At 57.5% G+C, this 24,404-nt stretch carries 22 protein-coding genes and 1 pseudogene; 10 read left to right on the forward strand and 13 right to left on the reverse strand.

Annotated elements, in window-relative coordinates:
• The first annotated feature begins 67 nt into the window (after positions 1–67).
• Together Q8N00_12205 and Q8N00_12210 are read left to right on the forward strand one after the other, a co-directional pair.
• Positions 68–751, forward strand: a complete 684-nt coding sequence (locus Q8N00_12205) for an OmpA family protein (protein ID MDP2383557.1) — start codon at positions 68–70, stop codon at positions 749–751.
• Positions 752–755: 4 nt separating this feature from the next.
• Positions 756–1,691, forward strand: coding sequence for a tetratricopeptide repeat protein (locus Q8N00_12210; GenBank protein MDP2383558.1), 936 nt, complete (start codon positions 756–758; stop codon positions 1,689–1,691).
• A 61-nt stretch (positions 1,692–1,752) separates the two neighbouring features.
• On the opposite strand, the gene Q8N00_12215 is transcribed toward Q8N00_12210, so the two are convergent.
• The 6 genes from Q8N00_12215 to Q8N00_12240 all read right to left on the reverse strand — a co-directional run bounded on the left by Q8N00_12215 (position 1,753) and on the right by Q8N00_12240 (position 8,026).
• Entirely contained in the window at positions 1,753–3,516 is a 1,764-nt protein-coding gene (locus Q8N00_12215) for a tetratricopeptide repeat protein (protein ID MDP2383559.1), read from the reverse strand.
• 325 nt (positions 3,517–3,841) lie between these two features.
• Positions 3,842–4,249: a response regulator gene (locus Q8N00_12220; GenBank protein ID MDP2383560.1), complete on the reverse strand. Its 408-nt coding sequence runs from the start codon at positions 4,247–4,249 to the stop codon at positions 3,842–3,844.
• Positions 4,249–4,710 carry a response regulator gene (locus Q8N00_12225; GenBank protein MDP2383561.1) on the reverse strand — a complete coding sequence of 154 codons (462 nt, stop codon included), beginning with the start codon at positions 4,708–4,710 and terminating at the stop codon, positions 4,249–4,251. Before Q8N00_12225 ends, Q8N00_12220 begins: the two co-directional genes overlap by 1 nt.
• A 64-nt stretch (positions 4,711–4,774) precedes the next feature.
• Positions 4,775–5,125, reverse strand: coding sequence for an Hpt domain-containing protein (locus Q8N00_12230; protein ID MDP2383562.1), 351 nt, complete (start codon positions 5,123–5,125; stop codon positions 4,775–4,777).
• Between the two features lie 19 nt (positions 5,126–5,144).
• Positions 5,145–7,565: a response regulator gene (locus tag Q8N00_12235; protein MDP2383563.1), complete on the reverse strand. Its 2,421-nt coding sequence runs from the start codon at positions 7,563–7,565 to the stop codon at positions 5,145–5,147.
• Positions 7,562–8,026 (reverse strand): GAF domain-containing protein, encoded by a 465-nt coding sequence (locus Q8N00_12240; GenBank protein MDP2383564.1) that lies wholly within the window; start codon positions 8,024–8,026, stop codon positions 7,562–7,564. Before Q8N00_12240 ends, Q8N00_12235 begins: the two co-directional genes overlap by 4 nt.
• Before the next feature lie 391 nt (positions 8,027–8,417).
• Between Q8N00_12240 and trmL the strand changes: the two genes are divergently transcribed.
• Complete coding sequence (trmL, locus tag Q8N00_12245) at positions 8,418–8,879, forward strand: tRNA (uridine(34)/cytosine(34)/5-carboxymethylaminomethyluridine(34)-2'-O)-methyltransferase TrmL (GenBank protein MDP2383565.1); 462 nt, start codon at positions 8,418–8,420, stop codon at positions 8,877–8,879.
• Positions 8,880–8,932: 53 nt separating this feature from the next.
• Here the strand turns inward: trmL and Q8N00_12250 are convergent, their stop codons facing one another.
• Entirely contained in the window at positions 8,933–9,127 is a 195-nt protein-coding gene (locus tag Q8N00_12250) for a hypothetical protein (protein MDP2383566.1), read from the reverse strand.
• Between the two features lie 305 nt (positions 9,128–9,432).
• On the opposite strand from Q8N00_12250, the gene Q8N00_12255 reads away from it, so the two are divergent.
• Both Q8N00_12255 and Q8N00_12260 read left to right on the forward strand, forming a co-directional pair.
• Complete coding sequence (locus Q8N00_12255; protein MDP2383567.1) at positions 9,433–10,719, forward strand: CotH kinase family protein; 1,287 nt, start codon at positions 9,433–9,435, stop codon at positions 10,717–10,719.
• A 76-nt stretch (positions 10,720–10,795) separates the two neighbouring features.
• A pseudogene (locus Q8N00_12260) lies at positions 10,796–11,070 on the forward strand (TrmH family RNA methyltransferase).
• Positions 11,071–11,158: 88 nt separating this feature from the next.
• Here the strand turns inward: Q8N00_12260 and Q8N00_12265 are convergent.
• Positions 11,159–12,409, reverse strand: coding sequence for a hypothetical protein (locus Q8N00_12265; protein MDP2383568.1), 1,251 nt, complete (start codon positions 12,407–12,409; stop codon positions 11,159–11,161).
• Positions 12,410–12,449: 40 nt separating this feature from the next.
• Positions 12,450–13,325, reverse strand: coding sequence for a hypothetical protein (locus Q8N00_12270; protein MDP2383569.1), 876 nt, complete (start codon positions 13,323–13,325; stop codon positions 12,450–12,452).
• A 173-nt stretch (positions 13,326–13,498) separates the two neighbouring features.
• On the opposite strand from Q8N00_12270, the gene Q8N00_12275 reads away from it, so the two are divergent.
• Positions 13,499–13,723: a hypothetical protein gene (locus Q8N00_12275; GenBank protein ID MDP2383570.1), complete on the forward strand. Its 225-nt coding sequence runs from the start codon at positions 13,499–13,501 to the stop codon at positions 13,721–13,723.
• 325 nt (positions 13,724–14,048) lie between these two features.
• On the opposite strand, the gene Q8N00_12280 is transcribed toward Q8N00_12275, so the two are convergent.
• Positions 14,049–14,948, reverse strand: coding sequence for a DnaJ domain-containing protein (locus tag Q8N00_12280; protein ID MDP2383571.1), 900 nt, complete (start codon positions 14,946–14,948; stop codon positions 14,049–14,051).
• Between the two features lie 344 nt (positions 14,949–15,292).
• On the opposite strand from Q8N00_12280, the gene Q8N00_12285 reads away from it, so the two are divergent.
• Together Q8N00_12285 and Q8N00_12290 are read left to right on the forward strand one after the other, a co-directional pair.
• Positions 15,293–16,411: an acyltransferase gene (locus Q8N00_12285; protein MDP2383572.1), complete on the forward strand. Its 1,119-nt coding sequence runs from the start codon at positions 15,293–15,295 to the stop codon at positions 16,409–16,411.
• 148 nt (positions 16,412–16,559) lie between these two features.
• Positions 16,560–16,994 (forward strand): hypothetical protein, encoded by a 435-nt coding sequence (locus Q8N00_12290; GenBank protein ID MDP2383573.1) that lies wholly within the window; start codon positions 16,560–16,562, stop codon positions 16,992–16,994.
• 41 nt (positions 16,995–17,035) lie between these two features.
• Here Q8N00_12290 and Q8N00_12295 read toward each other — a convergent pair whose 3' ends face one another.
• From Q8N00_12295 to Q8N00_12305, 3 genes are read right to left on the reverse strand one after another with little or no spacing between them, the layout of a single operon-like run.
• Positions 17,036–18,328: an ATP-grasp domain-containing protein gene (locus Q8N00_12295; GenBank protein ID MDP2383574.1), complete on the reverse strand. Its 1,293-nt coding sequence runs from the start codon at positions 18,326–18,328 to the stop codon at positions 17,036–17,038.
• A 9-nt stretch (positions 18,329–18,337) separates the two neighbouring features.
• Positions 18,338–19,060 (reverse strand): DUF169 domain-containing protein, encoded by a 723-nt coding sequence (locus Q8N00_12300; protein MDP2383575.1) that lies wholly within the window; start codon positions 19,058–19,060, stop codon positions 18,338–18,340.
• A gap of 36 nt (positions 19,061–19,096) precedes the next feature.
• The gene (locus tag Q8N00_12305; GenBank protein ID MDP2383576.1) at positions 19,097–20,617 is read right to left on the reverse strand and encodes a CUAEP/CCAEP-tail radical SAM protein; all 1,521 of its coding nucleotides are present in this window, start codon (positions 20,615–20,617) and stop codon (positions 19,097–19,099) included.
• A gap of 388 nt (positions 20,618–21,005) precedes the next feature.
• Between Q8N00_12305 and Q8N00_12310 the strand changes: the two genes are divergently transcribed.
• Both Q8N00_12310 and Q8N00_12315 read left to right on the forward strand, forming a co-directional pair.
• Positions 21,006–23,426, forward strand: a complete 2,421-nt coding sequence (locus tag Q8N00_12310) for a Tex family protein (protein ID MDP2383577.1) — start codon at positions 21,006–21,008, stop codon at positions 23,424–23,426.
• 44 nt (positions 23,427–23,470) lie between these two features.
• On the forward strand, positions 23,471–24,286 hold the full coding sequence (locus Q8N00_12315; GenBank protein MDP2383578.1) for an MOSC domain-containing protein: 816 nt from the start codon (positions 23,471–23,473) through the stop codon (positions 24,284–24,286).
• Positions 24,287–24,404 lie beyond the last annotated feature (118 nt).

Raw genomic sequence — 24,404 nt, forward strand, 5'->3', positions numbered from 1 at the left:
TCCACTTTTCTTCTTCCCGGAACTGCGGTACTCTCCAGGGAGGCTTTAATGAGCGAGGATGAATTCAATGATGACACGATATGTTTCCATCGGTCGTATGGCGCTCCTCATGGGTTCCGTATTCTTTGTTGTCGGCTGTGCCGCCCCTTCACCCGCGCCGTCCGGCAGTCATGGTAAGCAGTTCACGACGATGTGGGAGGAGATTTACGGACGGCTCAAACCGGAAATCGATAGCGGCAATATTTCCGTCGAGCGTGGTGAGGTCACTCTGGAGAGTCCTTCTGTCACGAATGACCAGGCGAGCACCAACTCCGATAACGCAGGGCTGTCTTCGTCTGCCGCAGCCCTAGGTACGTCTGTGCCAGGAGCGGCATCGCGTGAGTTTATCCGCATTCGATTGACCGATCGCGTACTCTTCGACTCGGGAGACGATCAGGTCAAAGCTGATGGGGTCAATGTGCTGAGCAGGCTTGGCCGTATTTTAGCAGGGGAAAATGGGCTTGAAATCGTCATTCAGGGCTATACGGACAATGCCTCTATCCGCGAGCGTCTCCGCTCAAAATTTTCTGACAACATGGCGCTGTCCCAGGCTAGAGCGGAGAATGCCGCGCAGATACTCCGGAGCAACGGTGTGGCCGATGAGAGCCTGCGGTTGGAGTGGTTTGGGGAGAGCCGTCCCATCAGCAGCAACGACTCCGAGGAGGGGCGACGTCGAAACCGGCGTGTCGAAATCATGATTACCCCGAAGTAACGGTATGGGGCAGAGACTTGTGCTGCAGTATTTTGCCGGAGTATGTGTGCTTGGTGCCTCTGTGATGGTAGGACTCTCCTGCTCCTCCCTCGCTGATGCGCATGATAAACGGTTCCTTGTCGCTCAACCACCCGCTCCGCTGAATAACCAGACGCCACAAGACATGGCGTGGTCGTGGCTTCGCAGGGGACAGGCGTTGAGGGCCAGCGGCGATCTCCGCGCCGGGATCGACGCGTTTCGCCGGGCCATCGCACTTCAGCCCCGTGATGCCGAGGCCCATTACCTCTTGGGGGTGGCTCTCGAAGAGGCGTACGATGTGGACGGGGCACTCGCAGAATTCGAAACGGTCGTCCAGCTAGCCTCGAACCATCTCAACGGTCAATTTCGGTTGGGTGTCCTGTATGGGCAACGCGGCGAGCATGACGGCGCCATTCGTGCGTTCAGTGCGGTGTTACGATCCAATCCTGAACATCTACTCGCCCGTTTCAATATCGCATTAGCGTTTCGCAAGACCGGCGATGACCTGTGGGCGAAGCGGCACCTGGAGCTCGTCCTGAACCAGAACCCGCGCCATAGCGGCGCGCACACGAGTCTGGGCAATATTTATTACGCCGGTGGAGACATCGCGCAGGCCATCGCGGAGTATCGCACCGCATTGGCCAGCGAACCCGGCTATGTACGGGCCCGCCGAAACCTGGCTGTGGCGCTCAAACAACAAGGCGACCTGCCTGGAGCCATTGCCGAATATCGAGCCGCGATCGGTTTGCAGACCATGGATCCGGCGTTGCAGATCGAGTATGCCGATACCCTTTTGGCGGGAGGGGAGACAACCGCGGCCGCGGTCGCCTACCAGCAGGCTCTTGTCCTTTTACCCCAGACCCGGGATCAGTCAGACCTCCGCCGCCGGATCACGCGTCAACTCCAGCAACTCACACCGTAATGCGATGACGTGGGGCTCCTGCAGGCCGGCCGTAGGGGGGCTTCCGGCGTAGCCGCGGGTCTTACAATGGTGGGGCTGAGGCCACGATACGGAACCGCACTTCATCTACCAGGGTATCGGCGGTCGTCCGTTCTCCCGTGAATAGTCCACAGTGGTAGAGGCCTGCGGTCCATCCTTTTTTGGGCGGGGGCAACATGAAATAGCCGGATTGGTCGTTCATGGTTGTCATGACACGGTCTTGTGCGATGGCTTGTTGAGCTTCCGTCATCTCGGATGTTTCCGCCACACAACGTGCGGTGAGAGGCATGGCATCAAATGAAGCCGAGACCAACCCAAATACCAGGTAGATGTCTTGTTGTGACGTGGGAAAGCTATCGCCAGGGCTCAGCGGAATAAACTCATGAGCGCCGGTGGGAAAATCGTCCCGCACGATTTTGCTGGCCGGGATGACGAAGCGAAACCAACTGAAGTCTGCATCTCTCCCCATGAGCGACGCTCCGGTGTCCAGCGGTTGTTGCGGTTGAAATCGTGCGGCGGCTCGCGCATAGAGCTCTTCTTCCGGAGAGACGGTGGAAGCTGCAGGTTCTACCGGGGCGGTGCGGTCTGCCGCTTCGTGGTCCGCCAGTTTGGCTAACTCCGGAACATGAGGCCGCACCTTCTCGAGCCACCGTGCGATCTTCTTTTTATCTAACAGCCGTGTGTCCGGTGGGAACTGCACATTTTTGTTGTTCCGTTCAAATTCGACGGCCGCGTCATAGAGCGTTTTAAAATGGACGAATGCGTCTTCCCATTGTTCCAGGTCCACGAGACATTGGCCCATCCGATAGACCGTATCGGCATAGTCTTCTTCGCTGGGGTCGAGGTTGGAGACCTTCCCAAATACCGTCAGCGCATCCTTGCATCGGCCAAGCTGCATGAGCGTCAGCCCGAGTTGATGGTTGGCCAGGGGGTCATTGGGATTGAGGGTCAGCAATCGTTGATAAATCGGCTCGGCCTCCTGATACCGGCCCATCGAGAAGTGTCTCCAGGCCTCTGCGCGTATGGACGCCCATTCCTTGCGCTGGGCGCCGGTCATGTCCTTGGTAAGCACCGGGTCGAAACGGCGGCCTCGATCAATAGAGGTGCCATGGATTTGTGAGAGCAGATTTCTGGCTGGGAGCTCCAGCGGAGCACCGGGGGGGACCTTGTGCAGCACATACTGCACGTCCGCCTCGGCGCCGTCATAGTCCAATACGTCAAATCGCGCGCGGGCCAACGTCAATCGCCAGCCGAGCATATCCGGAACGAGTGCCACGGCTTTCTTGTACGATTCGAGCGATTGCTCAAGGCGATCCTGCTTCCTGAGCTCTTGTGCCAGCCTCAGGTGGACCAAAGGATTTTTCGCATCGACTTCTGCAATGCGTATTAATTCGGCGATGGACTCCTCACTCTGCCCGGACCGCGTCAAGACGCTCCACTTGGCCCATCGGACATCCAATGCGGTCGGGGTTTTGGTGAGGACGGTCTCATAGGCCTCGACCGCTTCCTGGGGGCCCCGAGATGCGGCGAGGATATCACCGCGTAATTTTCTGAGCGTGAGCGCGGAAGGATATTCTTGAATGCCCTGGTCGAGGATCTCGAGCGCCGCGCTCGTCGTGCCGCCTTCCCAGACCGCTTTGGCCCGTTCGACGATGCCTTTTTCCGACGGAGTTGGTGGATCCTGTGCGAATGCCCGGAGCGTCATCGTGAATACCAGCATGAGCGGTATCAGGAGGAGGAGGGGGTACGCATACGATTGTCTTTGACCGGGCATCTTGTGCATGGGAGAGGGCAACCTTCGATTCATACGCAGTGAGATTCTTTCTTCAGGATGTACTATACCAAGAACCGATGTGACGGTGAAATACGTCCTGCCGCACAAGAGAACGCGCGGGTACTTGGTGAGAGACAGGGGCGGTGCGTAGGATTCGTGCGGGTTACGGTGTACGTTTGCGAGGCTGCCGATAACCAATCGCGTGAATGCCAGGATCGCTAGCTGAGGTGCGATCAGATAGGTTTATAGCGGTCTCGGCATTGTTTCGCCTGTGAGATCGGATTCACCTGATGGACGAAATGGGCCGGATCGCCGCAGTGGTTTCTGCGTAGCGTCAGACGTATCAGGCCCGTTCAGGCTACCGCACTTGAGGATCGGTTGGCCTTGGCAAGAACTGGTGGATGGATTTTAATAATCGCTCCGCGGCAAATGGTTTTTGCACATATTCAGTCGCGCCAAGATTTGCGGCCAGGGTCATCGTCTCTGTTTGTGTGTTGGCGGTCAGAAGAATGACCGGAATCCATTGCCATTCCGGCGTTGTTCTGACGATCCGCAAGAGTTCCAGTCCTGTCAGTGATGGGAGCATGATGTCGAGCAACAGCAAGTCCGGTGGAGGCGTCGTCGAGATGAACTGCTGAGCCAACTGCCCGTCGCGGAGATGTGTGACGCCATAACCTTCTCGTTCAAGAATAAACCGCAAGAGACATGCGGTATCTTCATGATCTTCCACGACGAGGACTGTGCCGTTTCCACCGACTGGTTGCATCAATGTATCCCTCTCATCTTGGAATGTGGTTCTTTCAGTCTGGTGGGTGAGGCCATTCGCCCGACAGATGTCTGCTCCAGCATCTGTTGCAAGCGATGATGAATCACTCCCACGCCCCATGACTTGATGATGTAATCGTTCGCACCCTCGTGCAGCATGCGCTCGATGTCTCCCGCGAACGAGTCGCCGGACACCACCATCACCGGAACCTGTTCCCAGCCAGGCTTGGTGCGAATGATCTTCAGTAATTCAAATCCATTGATGTAGGGAATGACGAGGTCGAGCAGGATAGCTCGAGGCGGTGCGATATCCTCCATCATGGATACGGCCTGACGGCCATCTCTCGCCTGGACGACGGACATCCCTGACTGTTCAAGGTGGAGCGTGATGAGGTCTGCCGTATCCTCTTCGTCCTCAATGAGGAGGACCACGCCTTGTTTCGTTTTCTTCTGTTTCTTCATGATGTGCGTTCCTCCTACTGCGTTCTTGGTCGGCTGCATGGACGACTCCATGTGTGTCGATCTCCTAGTCATCAGACGTCTCTTCAATAAAGATTACGTCGACTCGATCGAGATACGAGCCAAGGTGGCGTAGCTCTTCCTCAATCTGATGAATGAGGCGCTGCTTTGCTGCGGCTTCAATGGTTGCCCCCATCGTGGTGATGGCGGTGAATCCATAACTTCCTCCTGCTCCTTTCATGCCATGTGCGATCGTGCGCAGGCTCTCGAAGTCCTGTGCCGCAAGGGCTTTTTGCATCGTGATCACCTCGTTTTTCCGGTTCGCCATGAATCGTGGAATGAGGGGCGCGAACGAGGCGTCGACAGGCACGATGACCGGTCCCGATGGAGCGGGGCCTCTTGATGTATGTTCGTTCATAAGTCGGGGTCTCACGGTTTTAGGCTTTGTGGCCCGATGGCTGCCCGGTATGTTCCAGAATTGACGTGAGTAAGGCCTGCTTTTTCAGAGGTTTCGTGAGATGAGCCATGCATCCAACCGCCAGACTTTTCTCGAGATCCTCTTTGAAGGCATTTGCAGTGAATGCCACGATCGGGGTCGGGACCCGTTGTTGTTCACATTCCCATTGACGAATGGCTTCCGTGGCTTGATAGCCGTCCATGACCGGCATCTGGATGTCCATGAAGACCAGGTCATAGGTGCCGGTGCGAAACTTTTTCAGCGCGACCGCGCCGTTTTCCGCCATGTCCAACTGGTAGGGAGTCTCTTTTAAGAACAGCGCCACTACATCGCGATTGTCCTCCAAGTCCTCGGCGAGCAGGATGCGGAGCGGGCGAAGGTCGGTGGGGCTTGGCTGAGCCGTCGGCTCCGGCGCGGGAGGTGCCCCCACCTTCGCTGCGGGATTCAGCGCTTCCGCAAGCGAGGTCAATAGCCGTGCTCGGCTGATGGGCTTGTGGACATAGCTGGCGATTCCCACTGCGCGGGCGCGGAGGGCAGAGTTGCCACGCATATCCGAGGCATGCATGACCAAGGGAAGTGTTGTGAATTCAGGCCTAGAGCGAATGGCCTGGGCAAGCTCGAGTCCATTCATGCCCGGCATATGAAAGTCCAGGACCGCGAGCTGAAACGGCTCGCCTCGACGCCGGGCGTCGTCCAATACGGCCAGTGCAGTCAGCCCATCCTGGGCTTCGCTCAGGATGACCCCCATGCGCGTGAGGAACTCGCGGACGATCATCCGATTAGTCTCATTGTCATCCACAATGAGCATTCGGCATCCCTGCAGGACGAGGACGGGTTGCTCGGACATCGTTGCGAGCCCGGGTACTGTGGCCATACGTAGGACGAATGACAGTGTGCTGCCATGCCCTTCCATACTGATGACCTCGATGTGACTGCCCATCAGTTCTACAATCCGTTTGGAAATGTTCAGCCCGAGCCCGGTGCCGCCATACTTTCGTGTGGTGGAGGAATCGACTTGAGTAAAGCTGTCGAAGATGGTTTGGATTTTGTCAGCGGGGATGCCGATCCCCGTGTCGGAGACCGAGACGCGGAGTGTGGTGAAGCCGGCCTCGTTCCCGATGGGGTCGATACGCATGATGATTTCGCCACGCTCCGTAAACTTGATGGCGTTTCCCACGAGATTCACGAGCACCTGGCGCAGGCGTGTCGGATCACCCATGACATAGGGCGGCACATCAGGATGCACAAAGGCCACGAGTTCGAGCGCCTTGGCGTTGGCCCGCACGGACATCAGCTCTGCGGTCTTGTCCACAAGGTCAGCGAGATTGAATGGCACCGATTCCATTTCTAGATGGCCGGTTTCTATTTTTGTCAGGTCAAGAATATCGTTGATCAAGTCGGTGAGGCTTGTGGCTGCTCGGCTGAATCGCCGCACATATTCCTGCTGTTCGGTGGTGAGGGTGGTTTCTTGAAGTAGATCGGCCATGCCGATGATGGCATTCATCGGGGTTCGAATCTCATGGCTCATTGAAGCCAGGAATTCGCTTTTGGCCTGTGTAGCCTCAATGGCACGCGTGTGAGCCTTCGCCAACTCAAGATTTCGGTGCTCCATTTCTATGGCCGCCTGCTGCAGCGTGGCCTCCGTTCTTTTTCGCTCGGTGATATTGACGATGGAGGCGAGCACCTGTGTGCCGTTCGACGTTTCGATCGGATTGAGACCCAGTTCGACCGGGAACTCGGTCCCGTCCTTGTGGAGGCCGAAGAGGTCACGACCGGCGCCCATGACGCGAGTGGTTGGATTCTGGAAGAACGTGGTGCGCAGGTGTGGATGCTGGGACCGGAACCGGTTCGGAATAAGCTGTTCCACAGGTTGGCCCAAGAGCTCTTCACGGCGATAGCCGAAGAGCTGTTCGATCTGGGCATTGACTAGGAGGAGCGTGCCACTCTGGTTTACGATCAACATGCCGTTGGGTGCCGACTCCACGATCTGGTTCTGACTGTTGGCCAGGAGGATCTTGTCTTCTTCGATTTGACGGACCTTGGCAAGGTGGTTTTTGAACAGCTCAACCATCATCATGGCGATGACGAGTAAGAAGATCGTGAGGCATCGATTGATGAAAGCATATCTGCTGTCTTCTCCAGGAGGGGAGAGGATATAGCCCGCAATGACCAGACCTATCGTGACTATCCCGATGAGCCTTGCGGTTCTATGATCGCGAGTCCCCACGGCGAGGGCCACCGGGAGGAGATACAGCACCGGAATAGCTACGCCCAAGGGGGTGATAGTTTCGATCATGAGGATCGTGAAGCAGAGGCCGCCGATAGTCCACGAGAGCCATTGAGGAGCAGCCGCGCGGGGTTTCAGCAACGTTTGGTACAGATACCGTTCCAGTAGTTTCACGGCCTGCCCCTCAGATCGGTCAGTGCCTGTCCTTGTTCGTCGGTGAATTGCCGTGGGCTGCAGTCAATGACGCTGAATGTCCTCAGGGCATGCTTTTCGGGGGTGTTCGGCAGAGTTCCAGCGTACAAGCGGATGAAGGGATTCTCGGTGACCAATGGGTTGATAGCCATGCGAGAGTCTGCCAGCGTATTAGGTAGGTCAAGGATCGTGCGCGGGAGCATGGCATGGGCGCAACAGGTGAGCCCGCGTGAGGCCTCGTACATTGTCGCTTCGACCTTCGCCTTGAACCATTGCCGAGTGAGGTCGATGAGACGCACTGATGCGATGGATATGCCACAGATTTGCGAGGTAAGACGGATCAGCTCTTCGAGGGCTTCTTCGGGAACCGTGTCGAGGATCTTATCAGTATGCAGCGCCTTGAGGCGGGCCGATTCGTTTTGCGGGAGGGGAGCAACTTCCATGAGGGACCTCACCATACTTCTTTTGTGCGGTCACCGTTAGCCCAGCACGGTATCCTCTATTTGCCGGTCTCAATGGGGCAGAATGCTAGGGGTAGTTTCTAGCGCCTTGAGGGGGGGAGGGATGCCAGATGATAGTACCCCTTACATCCTTCTTTCGGTTGAGAGCCTGGTTTACTTGAGTACCCACTGGAGGAAGACGGCCGTGTGAGCGGTGAGCGAGGCAGGATGTCCAGCAATCCACGCTGCGGAGAGCCAAAACTGGGGTATTCTATGTTGTTGCACCTCTGTTCCACCGGGCGGGAACCGATGGATCCCAGCGAGTCTTTCCAGTAGACTTGCCCCGGAGCGGATCGCCTTACAATAATGGGTTCTCATCTCAGTCACGAGCTTCATGTTTGACGTCATTCTCTACCAACCGGAAATTCCTCCAAACACCGGCAACATCATTCGGCTCTGTGCCAATACTGGCGCAAGATTGCATTTGGTAAAACCTCTTGGGTTTACGCTGGAGGATAAGCAATTACTGCGAGCGGGACTGGACTATCACGAATTTGCCACGCTCACGGTTCATGAGAGTTGGGAAGACTGTGCCGCATGCTTCAAGGATGGTCGTCTCTTTGCGGTTTCGACCAAGGGGACGCAGCAGTATGACTTGGTTGCCTTTCGCGCCGGCGATGCCTTTGTGTTCGGTCCGGAAAGCCGCGGGCTACCGGCCGAGATTCTAGGTTCGGTTCCCGTGCAACAATGTATTCGCGTGCCGATGGTGCCGGGTAACCGGAGCCTCAATCTCTCCAACGCTGTGGCGGTCGTGGTCTACGAAGCCTGGCGGCAGCTGGGATTTGGAAAGGGGTGAGGAGCTGATCGCCGATAGTCGCTGCAGGAGAATCTGGACTCTCGTTGTTCCGGCTATTCGCTATGAGCCATTGGTTCCTCTAGGTCCCCCTCTTTGAGACAGTGCCCGAAGCCCTGTTGCTCGGCAATGTAGTAGGCATAGTGCAGGGCTGCGAGGTTGGCAATCCGTTCTTCTGCCTCGTCGCGCGTATCAGCATAGATGATCTGGATGTCATATCGCGCGGTGAGGGCATCAAGGAAATCGATCAATTCAAATCTTATGATATTGATTGAGGCGACCTCCGGCTTTCTGATGGATCGCAGGTGCAGGGGGGAATCTATCGAGGCATGCAGATGCTGCTGTTCATGTCAGGCTCTCTTGATTTCCGCGTCGATGGCGATAGGCACTCGTTCCTTCCACATTTGTGGTATTGCTGGTCGTCATCACAATCAGTGAAAATGTACTAGAGGTAGCCTGATTCGATAGTCAGGATGGGTAGTTTGTTTGTAGAGTGCGCGACGCCATTATCATTCATGAGAGATGACATTTTCCCTGCAGCAACCAAGGTGGATGTATGACTCGATTCTATGTGTCGATTGTCGTGTGGTGTCTTGTTGCGGTGATCGGATGTGGCGCGAGCAACGAGGCGCCCTCCACCAGTTCGCCATCAGTGCAGGCGGCCGTAGCCGAGGCGCTGCCCATGTTGAGCATCTCAACCAACAGAGGGGTTGAGATAACAAGCAGAGAGGTCTACGAAGCCGGGCGCTACACCCTCACCAGCGAGAATGGGCAGCTCCTCATGGACAGCACACTGGAAATTCGTGGGCGTGGGCATTCCACCTGGGATTTGATGCCGAAAAAGCCGTATCGCCTCAAACTGACAAGCAGCACATCGTTATTGAGTATGCCGGCGAACAGACATTGGGTATTGCTCGCGAATTACTCGGACAAGACCTTGATGCGCAACGACATTGCCTTCGAGCTTAGTCGTCGGATGGGGATGGAGTACACGCCTAGGAGCACGTATGTCGAATTGCAGTTGAACGGGGCCTACCGTGGTATCTATCAATTAGTTGAGCATGTGCGGGTTGGGCCGAATAGGGTCAACATCCCAGAACTTAACGTTGGAGATACGGGGCCAGATGTGATTTCTGGTGGGTACCTGATAGAGATTGACTCTCGCCGAGGCGAGGACTTTTGTATCGAGTCGGCGAGTTCGGCAATGACGTTTTGCCTGAGCAATCCAGACAAATTACTGGAGCCTGGATGGGGAGCGCAGCGTGCCTATATCGAGGGGTACATTGCTCAAACCGAGCAGGCGATTTTCTCCGGTCAATTCGCCGATCCGGGTGCAGGCTATGCAGCCTATCTCGATGTGGACTCAGCCATTACGTACTATCTCATCAATGAGGTTTTTAAGAACGTCGACGGCAATCTTCGACTGAGTACGTTCCTGTATAAGAAGCGCGACGGGAAGTTGACCTTTGGCCCTGTGTGGGATTTCGATCTCGCCATCGGCAATGTGAACTATGGTCACGCCGATTTGACAGATGGCTGGCATATCCGCTCTGCGCCCTGGTTCAGGAGGATGTTTGAGGATCCTGTGTTCGAAGGGAAGGTCAAAGTCCGTTGGGCTCAGTTGAAGGCAAACGGCGATCTCGACAGTCTGTTCACCTTTGCCGACCGTAGGGCTCAATGGCTGAGCAAGGTCCAAGTGAGAAACTTCCAAACGTGGGATATATTGGGCATCTATGTCTGGCCGAATCGCGTGGTGACGGGTGCCTATGACCGCGAGGTGGTTGCGATGAAGGACTGGCTGCGTGAGAGGATCGCCTGGATGGATGCGCAGCTAAGCCTTTAGCGGTCAGAGTTATTCGCAGGTGAGTGTTTCGTCTATTCGTCTTGAGGTTTGGGTCCCTCATACCCGAGTGCCCGCTATTCTTGCGGTCATTCTCCACCAGACCCCTCTAAACACCGGCAACATCATATGGCTGTGCGCGAATACGGGCACAAGATTACATCTCGTGAAGCCTCTGGGCGTTACGCTGGTTGACTATGCCGCCGGCGATGCCTTTGTGTTCGGTCTGGAAAGCCGTGGGTTACCGGGTGAGATTTGGGGGGTGGCGAGCAACAGCGTACCCGCATCCCCATGGTCCCAGGGAACCGGAGCCGCAATCTTTCTGCCGCTGTGGCGGTGGTGGTCTACGAAGCCTGCGGCAGGCTGGTTTCGGAACGCATGCCTGACGCCGCCGGCCGTTATCCCTTTTCGTCACCCTTTGTGGCGATGACCGGACTCGCCATCATCGGCTGGTTCGCACGGCTTTCACGATTTTCGCCCGCCTGACCTGTTCCAGGAAGCGGTCCGGCGGTAGGGACGGTGGGACGATTTCGACCGCTTGCCAGCCTCCGGTCAACGCGCCTTTGTGTCCCTGCATCTCGTTGACCCATTGATCGATGCTTTCCTGACTGGTCCCCTCGCTGAACGTCACCCAAAACAAGAAGGGTTGTGGCTGGCCATTCGGGCGGACCTCGGCAACCTGCGGCGCTTGGGTTGCGTCGCCCTGGCGGGCGACGACTGGGTTGTCGCGGTCCGACACAGTGTTTTTCGATACCTCAATTCCGGCTGACTTCAGTCGTTTCTTCAGGTCCAGATTGTGTTGCTCCAGGTCGACCATTCCTTTGGAGAGCGTGTCGTTTGCCGTCATGAGGCTATGGATTTCAGCCTCGAGCTGTTGTTGCTCGGTCTGGGACTTGCTCATGAGCAGGTGCGCCATGCGCTGCACCTCACGGTCTGATCCGCTATGTCGTTTTTCTATCTCCTGCTTGACGGTGAGTACACTGGATGCCACCGTTTCCTGCGTCGAGGATAGCTTGGCCATGGATCGCTGCAGCTGTGTCATGCCCTGTTGTTGCGTCTGAATCGTGTCCACGGCTTTCGCCTGCAGCTGTGCGAGATCGGCCAATTGCTGTTTGAGCGTCGTGAGTTCAGCCAGCGGGGCCGCCAAGGGAGCGTCCGTCTGTGTCACGAGTGCCGGCGCCGTCCTGGAGACGAAACGTTCCGCCGCCAAGCCCACCACCATGATAGCCAACAGCGCATGAGTGAAGGCGAAGGCTCTCATGCCGGGAACGGCCGCAGTAGAGGGACCCGTGGTGGGGTTGGCGGTGAGGCCGGCCCACGTCTGCTGGACTCGATGCCAGAAGCTCAGCGTCGGGATGACTACGGCGCTGACCGATCCGCCCTGCTCGTTGTTATGGACTCGAAGCTCAATCGAATCGCCGGCGAGCGGAATGCGGCTGGTTCTGAAGCCGTCTTCGGGAGCGCAGAGACCGCCGAGTAGTATGCCGTCTTCCGTCCGGAGTTGGACGGTGTTGATACGGGTATGGTTCTGCATGTGCAAGGTGGCGTCGGCTCCGGTGAGAAATCCGACGCGCCGCTGATTGACAAACACCTGGACCGTATCCGATGAGTCGCAGGCAGATCGGCGCCGACCCTGCTTCAACGCCAGGAGGAGTTGTGTTCGATAATTGGTGAGCTCCCGATCTTGTTCCATACTCTCTCCTTGTGCCGTTCGGTCCCTCGTGGATGTCGCCTCAGGGCCGGACGCGCAGTTCCACTCGCGGCTTTTCTACGGTCGTTGTTGCGTTGCAACCGAGATCCCAGGCCGTTTGAATACAGTCCAGACACAGTGCAAGATGCCAGATCCGGTACTCACACCCGTAGCCCTGGACGAACATGTCCTCCCATTGGCTGCGGGAGAGGCAGGGATAATGGTTCGGTTCGCTTTTCCGGTAGTGCGCCTGCGCGAACCGGACCATCCGATCAGCCTCGCTGTTGAATCGGTGAGGATGATGTTGCTGTTGGCTGATGAGTTCGTGTAATTCCTCGCTGCTGATCCCCATCTCATCGACTGTCCGCTGCCAGCCGGATTCCCGCCACCGATGAAAGTTCTTATAGATCCGCTGGCTCTCCGATCCATTCAGGCCCATCATCGCGATGACCTCTCGAGGCCCTAATCCGTAGCAGTGATAGTAGAGGGCAATCAACGCATCACGGCTGATGGAGGCCCGTGCCACAAGCCCGTCGAGAAACCGGCCGAGGGGTGTAAGCAGGTCCGGATGGTAGCAAAACGGCTCGGGTCGGCTGTGTTGCTTGGCGACCAGCGAGTCCAAAAGGAACAGCGGCCGGCAGGGGAGTTCGCTCCGTCCGCAGACGAGAAACTGCTCGAGATATTCAGCCCCCCAGCGGAGGACGAATTTTTCATGCGCGACGTCGTCGTTCCACTGGCCGGTTTCGCGCAGGAATCTTTTCGTATAGGTAGACGCCCGATCCAATAGGATCGGCAATGCCTGAGATACGACCCGGTCGAAGTCCTCCGGCGTGGTCACGACCTCGTCGAGCCTTCCTGTTACCGATGGACGGTCTGGCATTGCCTGCTCTCTCGTGAGGATATGCCCTATAGCAGCCATGTGTATTGTCCCTCTGAATTGGTTACCCGCGCATTGGATAAATCCTGTCCATGGTCAGCCGATTTGTCCGTTGTGCCGGTCGTGTCATGCTTGGTAGATGTAAAAGTAAGCCTTGCATAGGGCAGGGTCGACTCGTGTTTTTCTTATCATCATACTTATATTTGGAGGTTCTTATGAAAAAGGCAAGCGGGTTTCTGGCGTTGATGGCATTCCTCAGCTTCGGCACGATGTCCACCGTGGCGTTTGCTGATGGGGATAAGAAGGAAGAGCAGAAGGATAAAGGCGGCCACGTGGTGATGTTGAGCGACGATAAGAAGGAAGAGAAGAAGGACAAGGATGGCCACGTGGTGTTCAGCGACGACAAGAAGGATGAGAAGAAGGATTCGGCCGGCAAGTAAGCCGGTGCATAGGGGCGCGGCTGATCGCCGCGCCCCACTCTCTCGCTGTGACCGTGCTTCGTCATGGTGGCAATCAACTCATCTGCCGGGAGAAATTGGTTTCCTGAATACCGTAATCTTACCCAACCATGATGGTTCATGGCTAGTACCAGCCGTCCTTCCTGCCCGTCCAGCTCCGCAGTCATGACCGTCTTCCCTGAGTGACGGTGGCTTGCTGGTCCAGCATCTTCGACCTGAGCGGAATAGCTATGGAACCTGTCAGGCAACAGTCCCGGTATACCTAGTTCGCAACCCGCTGCATCAGCGAAGTAACGGACAGAGGCACTTACAAGTCATCCTCTTTCAGGCACCGTCCGAATCCCTGTTGTTCGGCAAAATAATAGGCATAGTGCGTGGCGGCGAGATTAGCGATGCGTTCTTCCGCCTCGTCACGGGTGTCCGTGTAGATCACCTGGATGCCATATCGGGCGGTGAGGGCGTCCAGAAAATCCATCAACCCGATCTTGTGATATTGGTTAAGCCGTCCTCCGGCTTTCCGGTGCTGGAGCATGCCTTCGATGACGAGGAAGCGGGCAGGAAAGGCGAGGACCTGTTCGAGCTCACGGAGAAACGGTGTGCGGTTGTGCGAAGGGTTGGAGAAGACCGTATAGAGTTCTTCGACGCCGATGCGTTTGATGCAGAGTAATTCGGGGACTTCAGCAATGGCGTAGCCGCTGACGGGTAAGGTCTCTCGCATGGTTCCGGCGATACGCACGAAGCCATGAAAGTCGTAGGGCTGGAACTCGCGAGGGTCGACGTAGAGATGAATGGCCGGCACCATGACTTTCGGTTGGCCCTGCTGAGACAATAGCATGATCAGTGATTGAGGTCCGCGTGGACCTTGGTCGAATCGTGAGGGCTGTTGCGCACGTGGCGGGGTAGAGGCGTACGATCCGGAAGTGGGGCTTGCCGTTGGGGCTGGGCTGGTTGCCGGCTTCTGGGAGGCCGAGCCTTGCGTCTTGGCATCGTAGCTGGCGCGTGCGGCCTGATCGCTGAGCGTTTGATAGGCCTGGTTAATCAGTTGGGTCCTGGCTTCCGCTTTCCGATGTAAGGCCGGCGCATGGCCAAATCGATCCGGATGCCAGACCTGGATCTGTTCAAGCCATGCCTTCTTGATCTCCGCATCCGTTGCGGTGGAGAGCAGCTCCAGCAAGGTGTAGTAGTTGACGATTCGCTCTACCGGCATGATCGCTCCTGTTCAAGGTCACGGAGTGTAACGGAGTCATAGTCTGAGATCTAGCAGGATGCTGAAAAAGTCCACCAGCGGCGTTCTCGCTTCACGAAGAGGCTCAACGTACCAACCCGTACGCCTCGCCTCTTCGCTCGCTGCGGCCTTGCTGGGCGGCCTTTTTGAGCATCCTGTGGTTGTTCCAACCACGGTGCCACTCGGAGCAAGTTGGCTATGTTCTCTCTCATACACCGAGTTTTCCGCAGCCTGCTAGCCTGAACCATTCATGCCTCATCGAAGTGAGCCGGCGGCGAAATCGCTTGGACGAATGTCGGGATGCTGGCAGGATAGCCTACAGGTATGTGGCGAAGAGGCTTTTCCCTGTGACATTGTCCAACTATACGCAAGGCCGTGACAATAATTTCAACTTGATTCGCATCATGGCGGCGCTTGCCGTACTGGTCACGCATAGCTTTGCCCTGGCGACCGGGACGGGGGCTGCTGAGCCGTTTCGAGACAGTCTTGGCATGACCATGGGCACGATTGCTGTCGATTTCTTCTTTGTGACGAGCGGCTTTCTTGTCACGGGCAGCCTCGTGATGCGGCAGAATGCCTGTGAATTTCTCTGGGCCAGATTCTTGAGAATTTTCCCCGCTCTGCTGGTCATGTTGCTCCTGACCGTGTTCGGACTTGGCCCGTTCCTGACCTCGCGGCCCCTCTCGTCCTATTTCACGGATGTTCTGACGTATGGGTATTTGGTGAAATGCGCAACCCTCATCAGCGGGGTTTGGTATAACCTGCCCGGGGTGTTTGATGACAACCCGTACAGGCACGCCGTGAACGGGTCTCTATGGTCTTTGCCCTATGAGATTCGGATGTATGTCATCGTCGTGATGGTCTGGCTGGTATTTCGGCGAATCCAGCGCATCGGCGGCAGAGCCTTTTCAATAGCGATTGTGTCAGCGACCCTTGTGACCGGTCTGATTGTCATCACGCGCCACATCGAAGGTCTCCCCGCCGATCAATTCAGTACATTGTTCTTTATGTTTTTTTCTGGTGCCTCCTGTTGTCTTCTCAAAGAACAGATCGCGATGTCTCATGGGCGTTTCTGCTTCTGTGCGGTGGCGCTGCTGTCATCGGCCCTGGTCGGCCCCCGCACATTCTTTATCGCCTATCTGCTGACCATCGCCTATTCGGTGTTGTATCTGGCCTACATTCCTTCCGGACCTGTCAGGATCTACAATCGTGTCGGCGACTATTCCTATGGCGTTTATATCTATGCGTTTCCTGTTCAGCAGTCGGTTGCCGCCTTGCTTCCTGGCGTATCAGTCCTCCTCCTGTTCCTCATGTCTGCCTGTATTACCCTCTCACTCGCGGTCCTGTCCTGGCACCTCATTGAGTGGCGGGCGCTTGCGTTCAAGGGAAGTGTCTCCTGGTGGGCCGGGACGTCTCCGAGCCTTCGTCCAATCTTCCGGGAATGAATAGCGGCTCAACAGCCGTAGGTGTTTCAGCCTGCTGACCGGCCGCGGGTAGTCGTCTGCGGTCGTCTTGCTCTGTGCAAGAGCAGTCTGGTAGGGTCACGTCTGTGATTGGCCACGAGGCTCAACCCCTGTACAGAGGAGAACTACAATGGGAGAAGTCGAGACAGCCCCTGATGTTGCCGCCAAGGTGATTGAGGATCTGACATCGTTAGAAGTGGATCCGACCAAGTGCGAGCGTCTCTATAAGGCCGCGCTGATTCAATCCAGTTCAGGCGTGACCTATCGGATGTTGGCCAAGGTGCTTGAAACCGGCAAGGTAGACCTCGTCCATTACGGGTGTGATTTGGATGCGGACGGTAAACCTGTGACGAAGTGGAAGATCCGGCGCATCCTTGAGCAAGCACCCGAACGGTTCGACAAAGAGCTGGAGGCCATCAAGAAGGGTATCGCAGACGATGGCGAGACCGTGCAAGGCGCATGGCTGCATGATATGACCGGCATGGCAGATGTGGCGGCACAGGGCAAGAGCTTGGAAGAATGGTCGCGGAACACGACCGCAGAGGCCAAGAAGAAGCCGAGCTAGCGATCAATCACCGGTTGCCTCTGTGGGTGGCGGGGCCGTCGCTAAAAACGCATGGATCGTGATTGTGGCGTGAGTGGCGGCGACTCGTTCTGCGCCGACGGTGAGGCCGAGATGACGACCGTCAATCGGCGGTGCGCGTCCCGTAGCGACTGCTCCACCTCCTCCGGTGTCGTTCCCCGTGCCAGGAGGAACCCCAGGTAACGCGTCCCTTCCGGGAGCGGGACGAGTTCATCGCCAGGCTGTGCGGTGATCGTCAGTTCGACAATCCCTGGTACGGCTCTCGCGTCAGCTTGTCCCCGTACGTCACTCAGCCTGCCAGCATATGGGATAGGGAGCATCATCACTCCCGCCGCATGCTCCTGTCTGGTCAGGGTCGGGATCGGCATCCGCAGCGCATGGCGGATGATCAGCTCTTCGAGCGACATGCCGGAGGCGAAATCAAGCATACTGGAACAGCGGCCACCGATCGCCCGCGCTGCCATCTCAATGACCCACAGGCCATCGGTATTCACACGAAACTCTCCATGCACCGGCCCTTCCTGTAGTCCCAGGGCCAGCGCCGTTCGCTCAGCACAGTCGAGAATCTGTTGCTGGACCTCAGCCGGAAGGCGCGAAGGGGTCACATAGATCGTCTCTTCGAAAAAAGGGCCATCCAGTGGATCGGGTTTGTCGAAGAGCGCCAACATCTGCAATGTGCCGTTCGTGAGTAACCCTTCCAGCGCCACTTCGCATCCTGGCACAAAATCCTCCGCGAGGATCCAACGGGCCTGCTCATCGCGCGCAGCCCAACCCAAGTCGGTGAGGAGCGCGCCGACACGGTGGAATGCCGTACAAAACTCTTCCTCATCGTTCGCACGAATGACCCCACAACTGGCGGAGAGGATCAGCGGTTTCAGGACGCAGGGATAGTCCACCTGCTTTGCGAACGTTCGTGGATCGCCGTCGAGGGGGTAGACGCGATGGTGAGGCACGGGAATACCCTGCCTGGATAGGCGCTCCCGCATCTCGCGTTTATTACCGGTGGCTGTGACGGAGGCAACAGAATTGTGGGGGAGCCTCAGAGCTTCTGCGATCACTGCTGCCGCGACGGCGGTTCGGTCGTCGACGCCGATCACCGCATCGATCGGGTGTTGTCTGGCGAATTCGGCGGCGGTGCGTGCGGCCGCCTCTGGATGGTGCAGGTCAAGCAGCAAGACATCGTCCGAGGAGATCGGAACGCCTTCGGCAACCCGCTCCATGCCCACGGTTACTGAGACGGGCACCAGGCGGGCCGCTTCGAGGAATGCCTCTGCTCGGTAGGTCGTGGCCGGCAGAAGCAAGAGCAGTCTCGGCATGATATCTGTTTAGCCGGCGATAGGGGTGGCTGTTCCTGCGCGTCTTCGGTGAAAGGCTTCTAACTGCCGATTCGCCTCGGCGATGATCGACAGTTTATCTACCACGTCGACCAGTTTTGCGCCTGGGATCGTGTAATAGCCTTCGTCATCCCCGAGCCCGGTGTAGACGCGGTTGCCGATGCAGCCAAAACTGCTGGCCGTCTGTTCCGATTGCAGTGTTTCCGGAATGATGGCGCAGGTCGGCCGCCCCATGGTGGCGCTCCCGCCTGCGATGCCGGCGGACTGTGCAGCCTCTGCCAGCAGCATCAGTTGCCTGACGGTTCCCCGGATCAGGACCAGGTCTGGGGTGAAGGTTGCCTGTGTCATCGGCGCATAGAGTGCCACGCGAAAGGGTTCTTGCCGACGCGGGATCGTCGGAATATCGGCCATCGTAAGGTACTCCAGTCCCACCATGGTCTCGACGAGCCCGTTGAGCTCAGTCGCGACCTGTGGTGGTAGATCCACACCATGGGTATGGGCACCGACCGGACAGGTATAGTGGTCCGAGGCTTCGGTATAGAAGGTCTGGCCTTCCGCGGCAAGTTTCCAATAGCCGCATCCTGCCGGTGCCGTGGCGGTGACCCGTGGAATATCCGCCGGGGCTGTGTCTCGAAACGCAATTGCCACTGGAGATCGCTTCAATCCCAATAGTTCCTGGATCTTGGTGCCCTGTGTCATCAGTTCAGCTTGCACGATTCGTCCCCCTCTTGATGTGTTGTCACCAACATTCTAGATCTCTCCATGCCCCTTTGTCAGGAGCGGCTTAAACTGTCGGGTCGTTGGTTCAGCGCAGCAGAACCAGGACTCCGTGAGACGAGGTGGTTTTTGACGATTGAGCCTGGCGGGCGTTGGGCGAGTCGAGGGACTCGTTAGACGTCCGGCCATCTCATGGGCCACAGTACGAATGCGATCAAAGGTCAGCATCGCGTCTGTCTCGTCCTTTGCACTGGCCTCCACGATCCCACTTACTGCCTGATGCAGCCGGTCCATCCGCTCGTCCGGATGTGTCCAGGGATATTGAAATCCGGCCTGATCGAGCGCACCGAGAAACTGTCGAATATCAGATTGGTCGAGCAGCGCCGATCCTGGAGGAACCAGGAGGCGAATGCTCAGTTGGACCGGATCGGTTGCATCGATCAGGTCATGCATGTCCACCATGTCTAACATGTAGAGGTAATCGTCCAGGCTGGTCCAGGGTGTAAACGCGACGAGCGACGGGCGAAGGGCGATACCGGCCTCGCGTAGAATGTTGAGCGCGGAGATGATGTCGGCCCCCGTATGGCCCTTCTGGAGCACCTCCAGAACAGGGTCGCTGAACGACTCTACGGCGGAGATCACGAACAGGCATCCCTGCGCGCGCAAGTCCGGCATCAGGGCACGGCGCTTCAAGAGATGCTCGATTTTTGCGGTGAAATCGAACGTCAGGCGTGGGAACTCTTCATGCATGGCGCGAACGATGTTCAGGGAATGTCCTGGGCCGTTTAAGAAATCAGGATCGCCAAACGTGATATGGGTGGCGCCTGCTTGCACCTGGCGCCTGATGTCTTCCAGGACGACGGACTCAGGCACGAGCACGAAGCGTCCGTCATAGACCGGCACGATCGGGCAATGGAGACAGTGATGGAGACATCCGCGGCTGGCTTCGACGTATCCGACCAGCCGTTCGGCGCCCTGCTCTTCGAGCCGGGCATACCGGTCCAGCATCGGGAGCCCTCTGCGACTTGGGATGGGATGCGGGACCGCTGACGCTGTTGAGGCATACCCACGCTGCAGCGAGGGGCTGACCATTCGGTGTCGTGAGCTGACTCCTTCGAGGAGGTTGATGGCCTGATTCCGATCGAGTGTTTCGAGGAGTGACCGCAGGGGAACCTCATACTCTCCCCCTACGACAGAGTCGGCGAGTGTCTGAAGTAAATAGTCCGTATTGATCGAGGCATACAGCCCGTAGAAGCAGATGTGGCAGGCTGGATTCATCGTCCGGATCAATTCGGCGACTCGCACGCCCAGCCGGAGCGCCGTATGCATGGGCACTGAGATGCCGACAAAATGTGCGAGCCTGAGGGCTGCTTCATCCAGGTCATCAATTGCGATGTCGAGCCCGGTCGGCGCAAATCCTGCCTGTTCGAGAAATCCCATCGGTTGAGCAATGCCGATGGGTTGGTGTCCGAGTTCATAACAGGAGATGAGGAGGATTGCGCCGGGCTGTCGCAGGGCTGATCGTCGGTCTGTAGATTCTGTCAGCTGTTCCATGGCGGGTTCCTGCGTGCAATCCGATAGCCTCTCACAGGTAACATACCGGGAAGAGTTGGCGCAATGCGACAGGATTCCCTCGAAGCGGTGTGATTACGCCATGCGCCATGCGCATGATTCTAGAAGGTTGAGGCGTCACTCGCGCATGGGTTTTACAGTGGCTGTGCCTCCTGCTAGACTGACGCCCGTGCAGGTTTGGTTGTGACTATCGGGTGGTCCGCGGCCATGGTGCCTCTATCATGGTCAGCGTCTCGGTGCCAGGAGCGCACGATCAAGCTCCGCCAATCAAGACCGTCAACGCACACACATGTATAACCAGAGAGCACTGTCTCCGAGTGGCCAACACTTGGCGGGATGGCGCTTTCGGAAAGATCGGTCACAGACCTAGATGGTTTCTCCAACGACTCAGCCAGTTTCAGATGCCGCTCAGCTCAAGATTATCCCGCTCATCGCCAAGGAGCTCGGCGTAGGAGCCCATCAGGTCGCAGCCGCAGTCGCCCTGCTCGACGAGGGTTCGACCGTGCCGTTTATCGCACGGTATCGCAAGGAGGTGACGGGCAACCTGGACGATACCCATTTGCGTACGTTGGAGGAACGGCTCCTGTATCTGCGTGAATTGGAATTGCGCCGCACGGCGATTTTGGCCTCGATCGAGGAGCAAGGCAAACTCACCGATCTGCTGCGCGGCACCATTGAAGCCGCCGCGACCAAACAAACGTTGGAAGACCTCTATTTGCCCTACAAGCCCAAGCGCCGCACGCGCGCGCAGATTGCGCGCGAAGCGGGGTTGGAACCATTGGCCGATGGCCTGTTTGCCGATCCGACGCTCGACCCTGAGCTGGAGGCCGTGAAGTATGTGAATGTGAAGCCTGCGTCTGAGGGCGTCGACGCCATCAACGTGCCGGACGCCAAATCTGCGCTTGAGGGTGCGCGGGATATTCTGGTCGAGCGGTTTGCCGAGACCGCCGAGCTGCTCGCCAAGTTGCGGACCCGCCTCTGGGACCAGGGCGTCGTCACATCGACCGTGATGAAGGGCCAGGAAATGGCCGAGGAAGAAAAGTTCCGTGATTATTACGCCTACTCCGAAACCATCCGCACCATTCCCTCTCATCGCGCCCTCGCACTATTCAGGGGCCGCGCGTTGGGCGTCTTGAAGATCGACTTGGGCCTGGGCGAGGCATTGGAAGCGGTCGTGCCGCATCCCTGCATCGCCACCATTGCGGCGCATGTCGGCATCGAAGACCGGGGCCGTCGCGCGGATAAGTGGCTGATGAGTGTCTGCGATTGGACGTGGCGGGTCAAAGTACTTTTGCATCTCACGGTGGAGTTGCTGGTGCAATTGCGCGAAGCGGCGGAAGCCGAGGCGATCAAGATTTTCGGTCGCAATCTGCATGAGCTGTTGCTGGCGGCGCCGGCCGGTCCGAAGGCCGTGCTCGGCCTCGATCCCGGTATCCGTACCGGTTGCAAGGTGGCGGTGGTGGATGCGACCGGCAAGTTGCTGGAGACCACGACCGTGTATCCGCTCCAGCCGCGCAATGACTGGCAAGGATCGCTGGCGACGCTCGCACGGCTGGTCGTGCAACATGGCGTTGAATTGATCTCGATCGGCAATGGGACGGGAAGCCGGGAGACCGACAAGCTGGCTATCGAGGTCATTAAATTAGTCGTGGGGCATAAGCCGGAACAGAAAGTGGCCAAGATCGTGGTCAGTGAAGCCGGGGCATCGGTCTATTCAGCGTCGGCCTTTGCTGCGGCAGAGTTTCCTGAATTGGATGTGAGTCTGCGCGGGGCCGTTTCCATTGCCCGTCGTTTGCAAGACCCGCTGGCAGAGTTGGTGAAGATCGATCCCAAGGCCATCGGCGTCGGCCAATATCAGCACGATGTGAACCAGAAGGCGTTGGCACGATCGCTGGATGCCACCGTCGAAGATTGCGTGAACGCTGTCGGTGTGGACGTCAATACGGCGTCGGCTCCGTTGCTTGAACGGGTGTCGGGTCTGAATAAGGTGCTGGCGAAGAATATCGTCGAGTACCGCGATGCCAATGGTCCGTTTGCGAACCGGACCACGATCCGAAAGGTGCCGCGCCTTGGCGATAAAACGTTCGAACAGGCCGCTGGATTTCTGCGTATCAATGATGGCGACAATCCGCTGGATCGCTCCTCGGTCCATCCGGAAGCCTATCCGGTGGTCGAGCGCATTCTGGCGCGCATTGGTAAAGGTATGATGGACGTGATGGGTCAGCCTGCAGTCTTGAAGGGATTGTCGCCCGCGGATTTCACCGATGAGAAGTTCGGTGTGCCGACGGTGCGGGACATCCTGACCGAGTTAGAAAAACCTGGCCGCGACCCGCGTCCGGAATTTAAAACAGCCACCTTCCAAGAAGGCATCGAGTCGCTGACCGACCTGCATCCCGGTATGGTCCTCGAAGGCGTGGTGACAAACGTCGCGGCCTTCGGTGCCTTCGTCGACGTCGGCGTACATCAGGACGGGCTCGTGCACGTATCGGCGCTGGCTAATAAGTTCATCAAGGACCCCCATGAGGTCGTCAAGCCTGGTCAGATCGTGAAGGTGAAGGTGCTGGAAGTCGATGTGAAGCGCCAGCGCATCAGTCTGACTATGCGGCTTGACGATGTGCCCGGGAGTGGTTCGGTTTCTAATCGCGCACCAGCTGAGGCCTCTACGGGAGCCGCACGCGATCAACGAGACCGGCGTCCGTCAGCACCTCAGCATGCCCCGGAGCGTCAGGCACAGCCGGCCGGGACGATGGCGATGGCCCTGGCGCTTGCCCGTGCCAAGCAGAAGACTTAGCGCATCGAGAGGCGAGGGCTATTAAATTATTGGAGAAGACGATCGTGAAAATTGAGGAGAACCCAGGGATTGGGTCCGTACGTGAACTATGGCGGTACCCCGTGAAGTCGATGCTGGGGGAGCAGTTGGCCATGGTAGCTGTGACTGAGCGAGGACTCCAGGGTGATCGCCGGTTTGCATTGCTCGACCGTGAGACCGGACATGTGGTGAGTGCAAAGAATCCCAAGCGTTGGCCTAGTCTGTTTACGTTTCAGGCGCGCCTCCTTCCAGGAGCTTCGATGGGCGTGGAGATTACGCTTCCGGATGGACGGATTGTCACGGAGTCTTTGCGAGAGGTGGATGCTGTCCTGTCTCAGCAACTTGGCCGAACGGTCACGCTTACGACCGTGCCTCCGGCTCAGCCTCTGTTGGAACAATATGTTCCCAATCTGGATGGCCTGGTTGAGCGGGACAGCGAGACCACGGTGAAGATGCCTCCCACTACCTTCTTCGATGAAGCGCCCGTCCATCTATTGACGACTGCGACGCTTGAAGCCTTGCAATCGCGCTATCCGGACGGGCTCTTTGATGCGCGGCGGTTCCGGCCCAATGTAGTCATCGATCCTGGAACTTCGGACCCCGTTTTTTTGGAGAACGACTGGAAGGGGCATGTTCTTGCAATAGGTTCCCATGTTCGGTTGTCAGTCACGAGTCTCTGCGCGCGCTGTGTGATGACGACGTTACCGCAACATGACCTACCTCAAGACCGAGGGATACTTCGTGCGGTAGTCCAGCATAATCAGGGTATGGTAGGGGTGTTGGCCACAGTCGTCACGCCGGGCTCTGTGCATGCCGGGGATATGGTTCGCCTTGAGGGCTAAGGTTTCCTCGGTCGGGTCGGGTTAGACCAGTCCTCGCAATGGGCGAGACCAACCAACATCGCAGCACTACGTGGCCGGTCTCGCACTTCAGGCATGAGGAGCCATGGCCCCTGGCGGA

It is taken from the genome of Nitrospirota bacterium (assembly GCA_030684575.1).
Taxonomy (GTDB): Bacteria; Nitrospirota; Nitrospiria; order Nitrospirales; family Nitrospiraceae; genus Palsa-1315.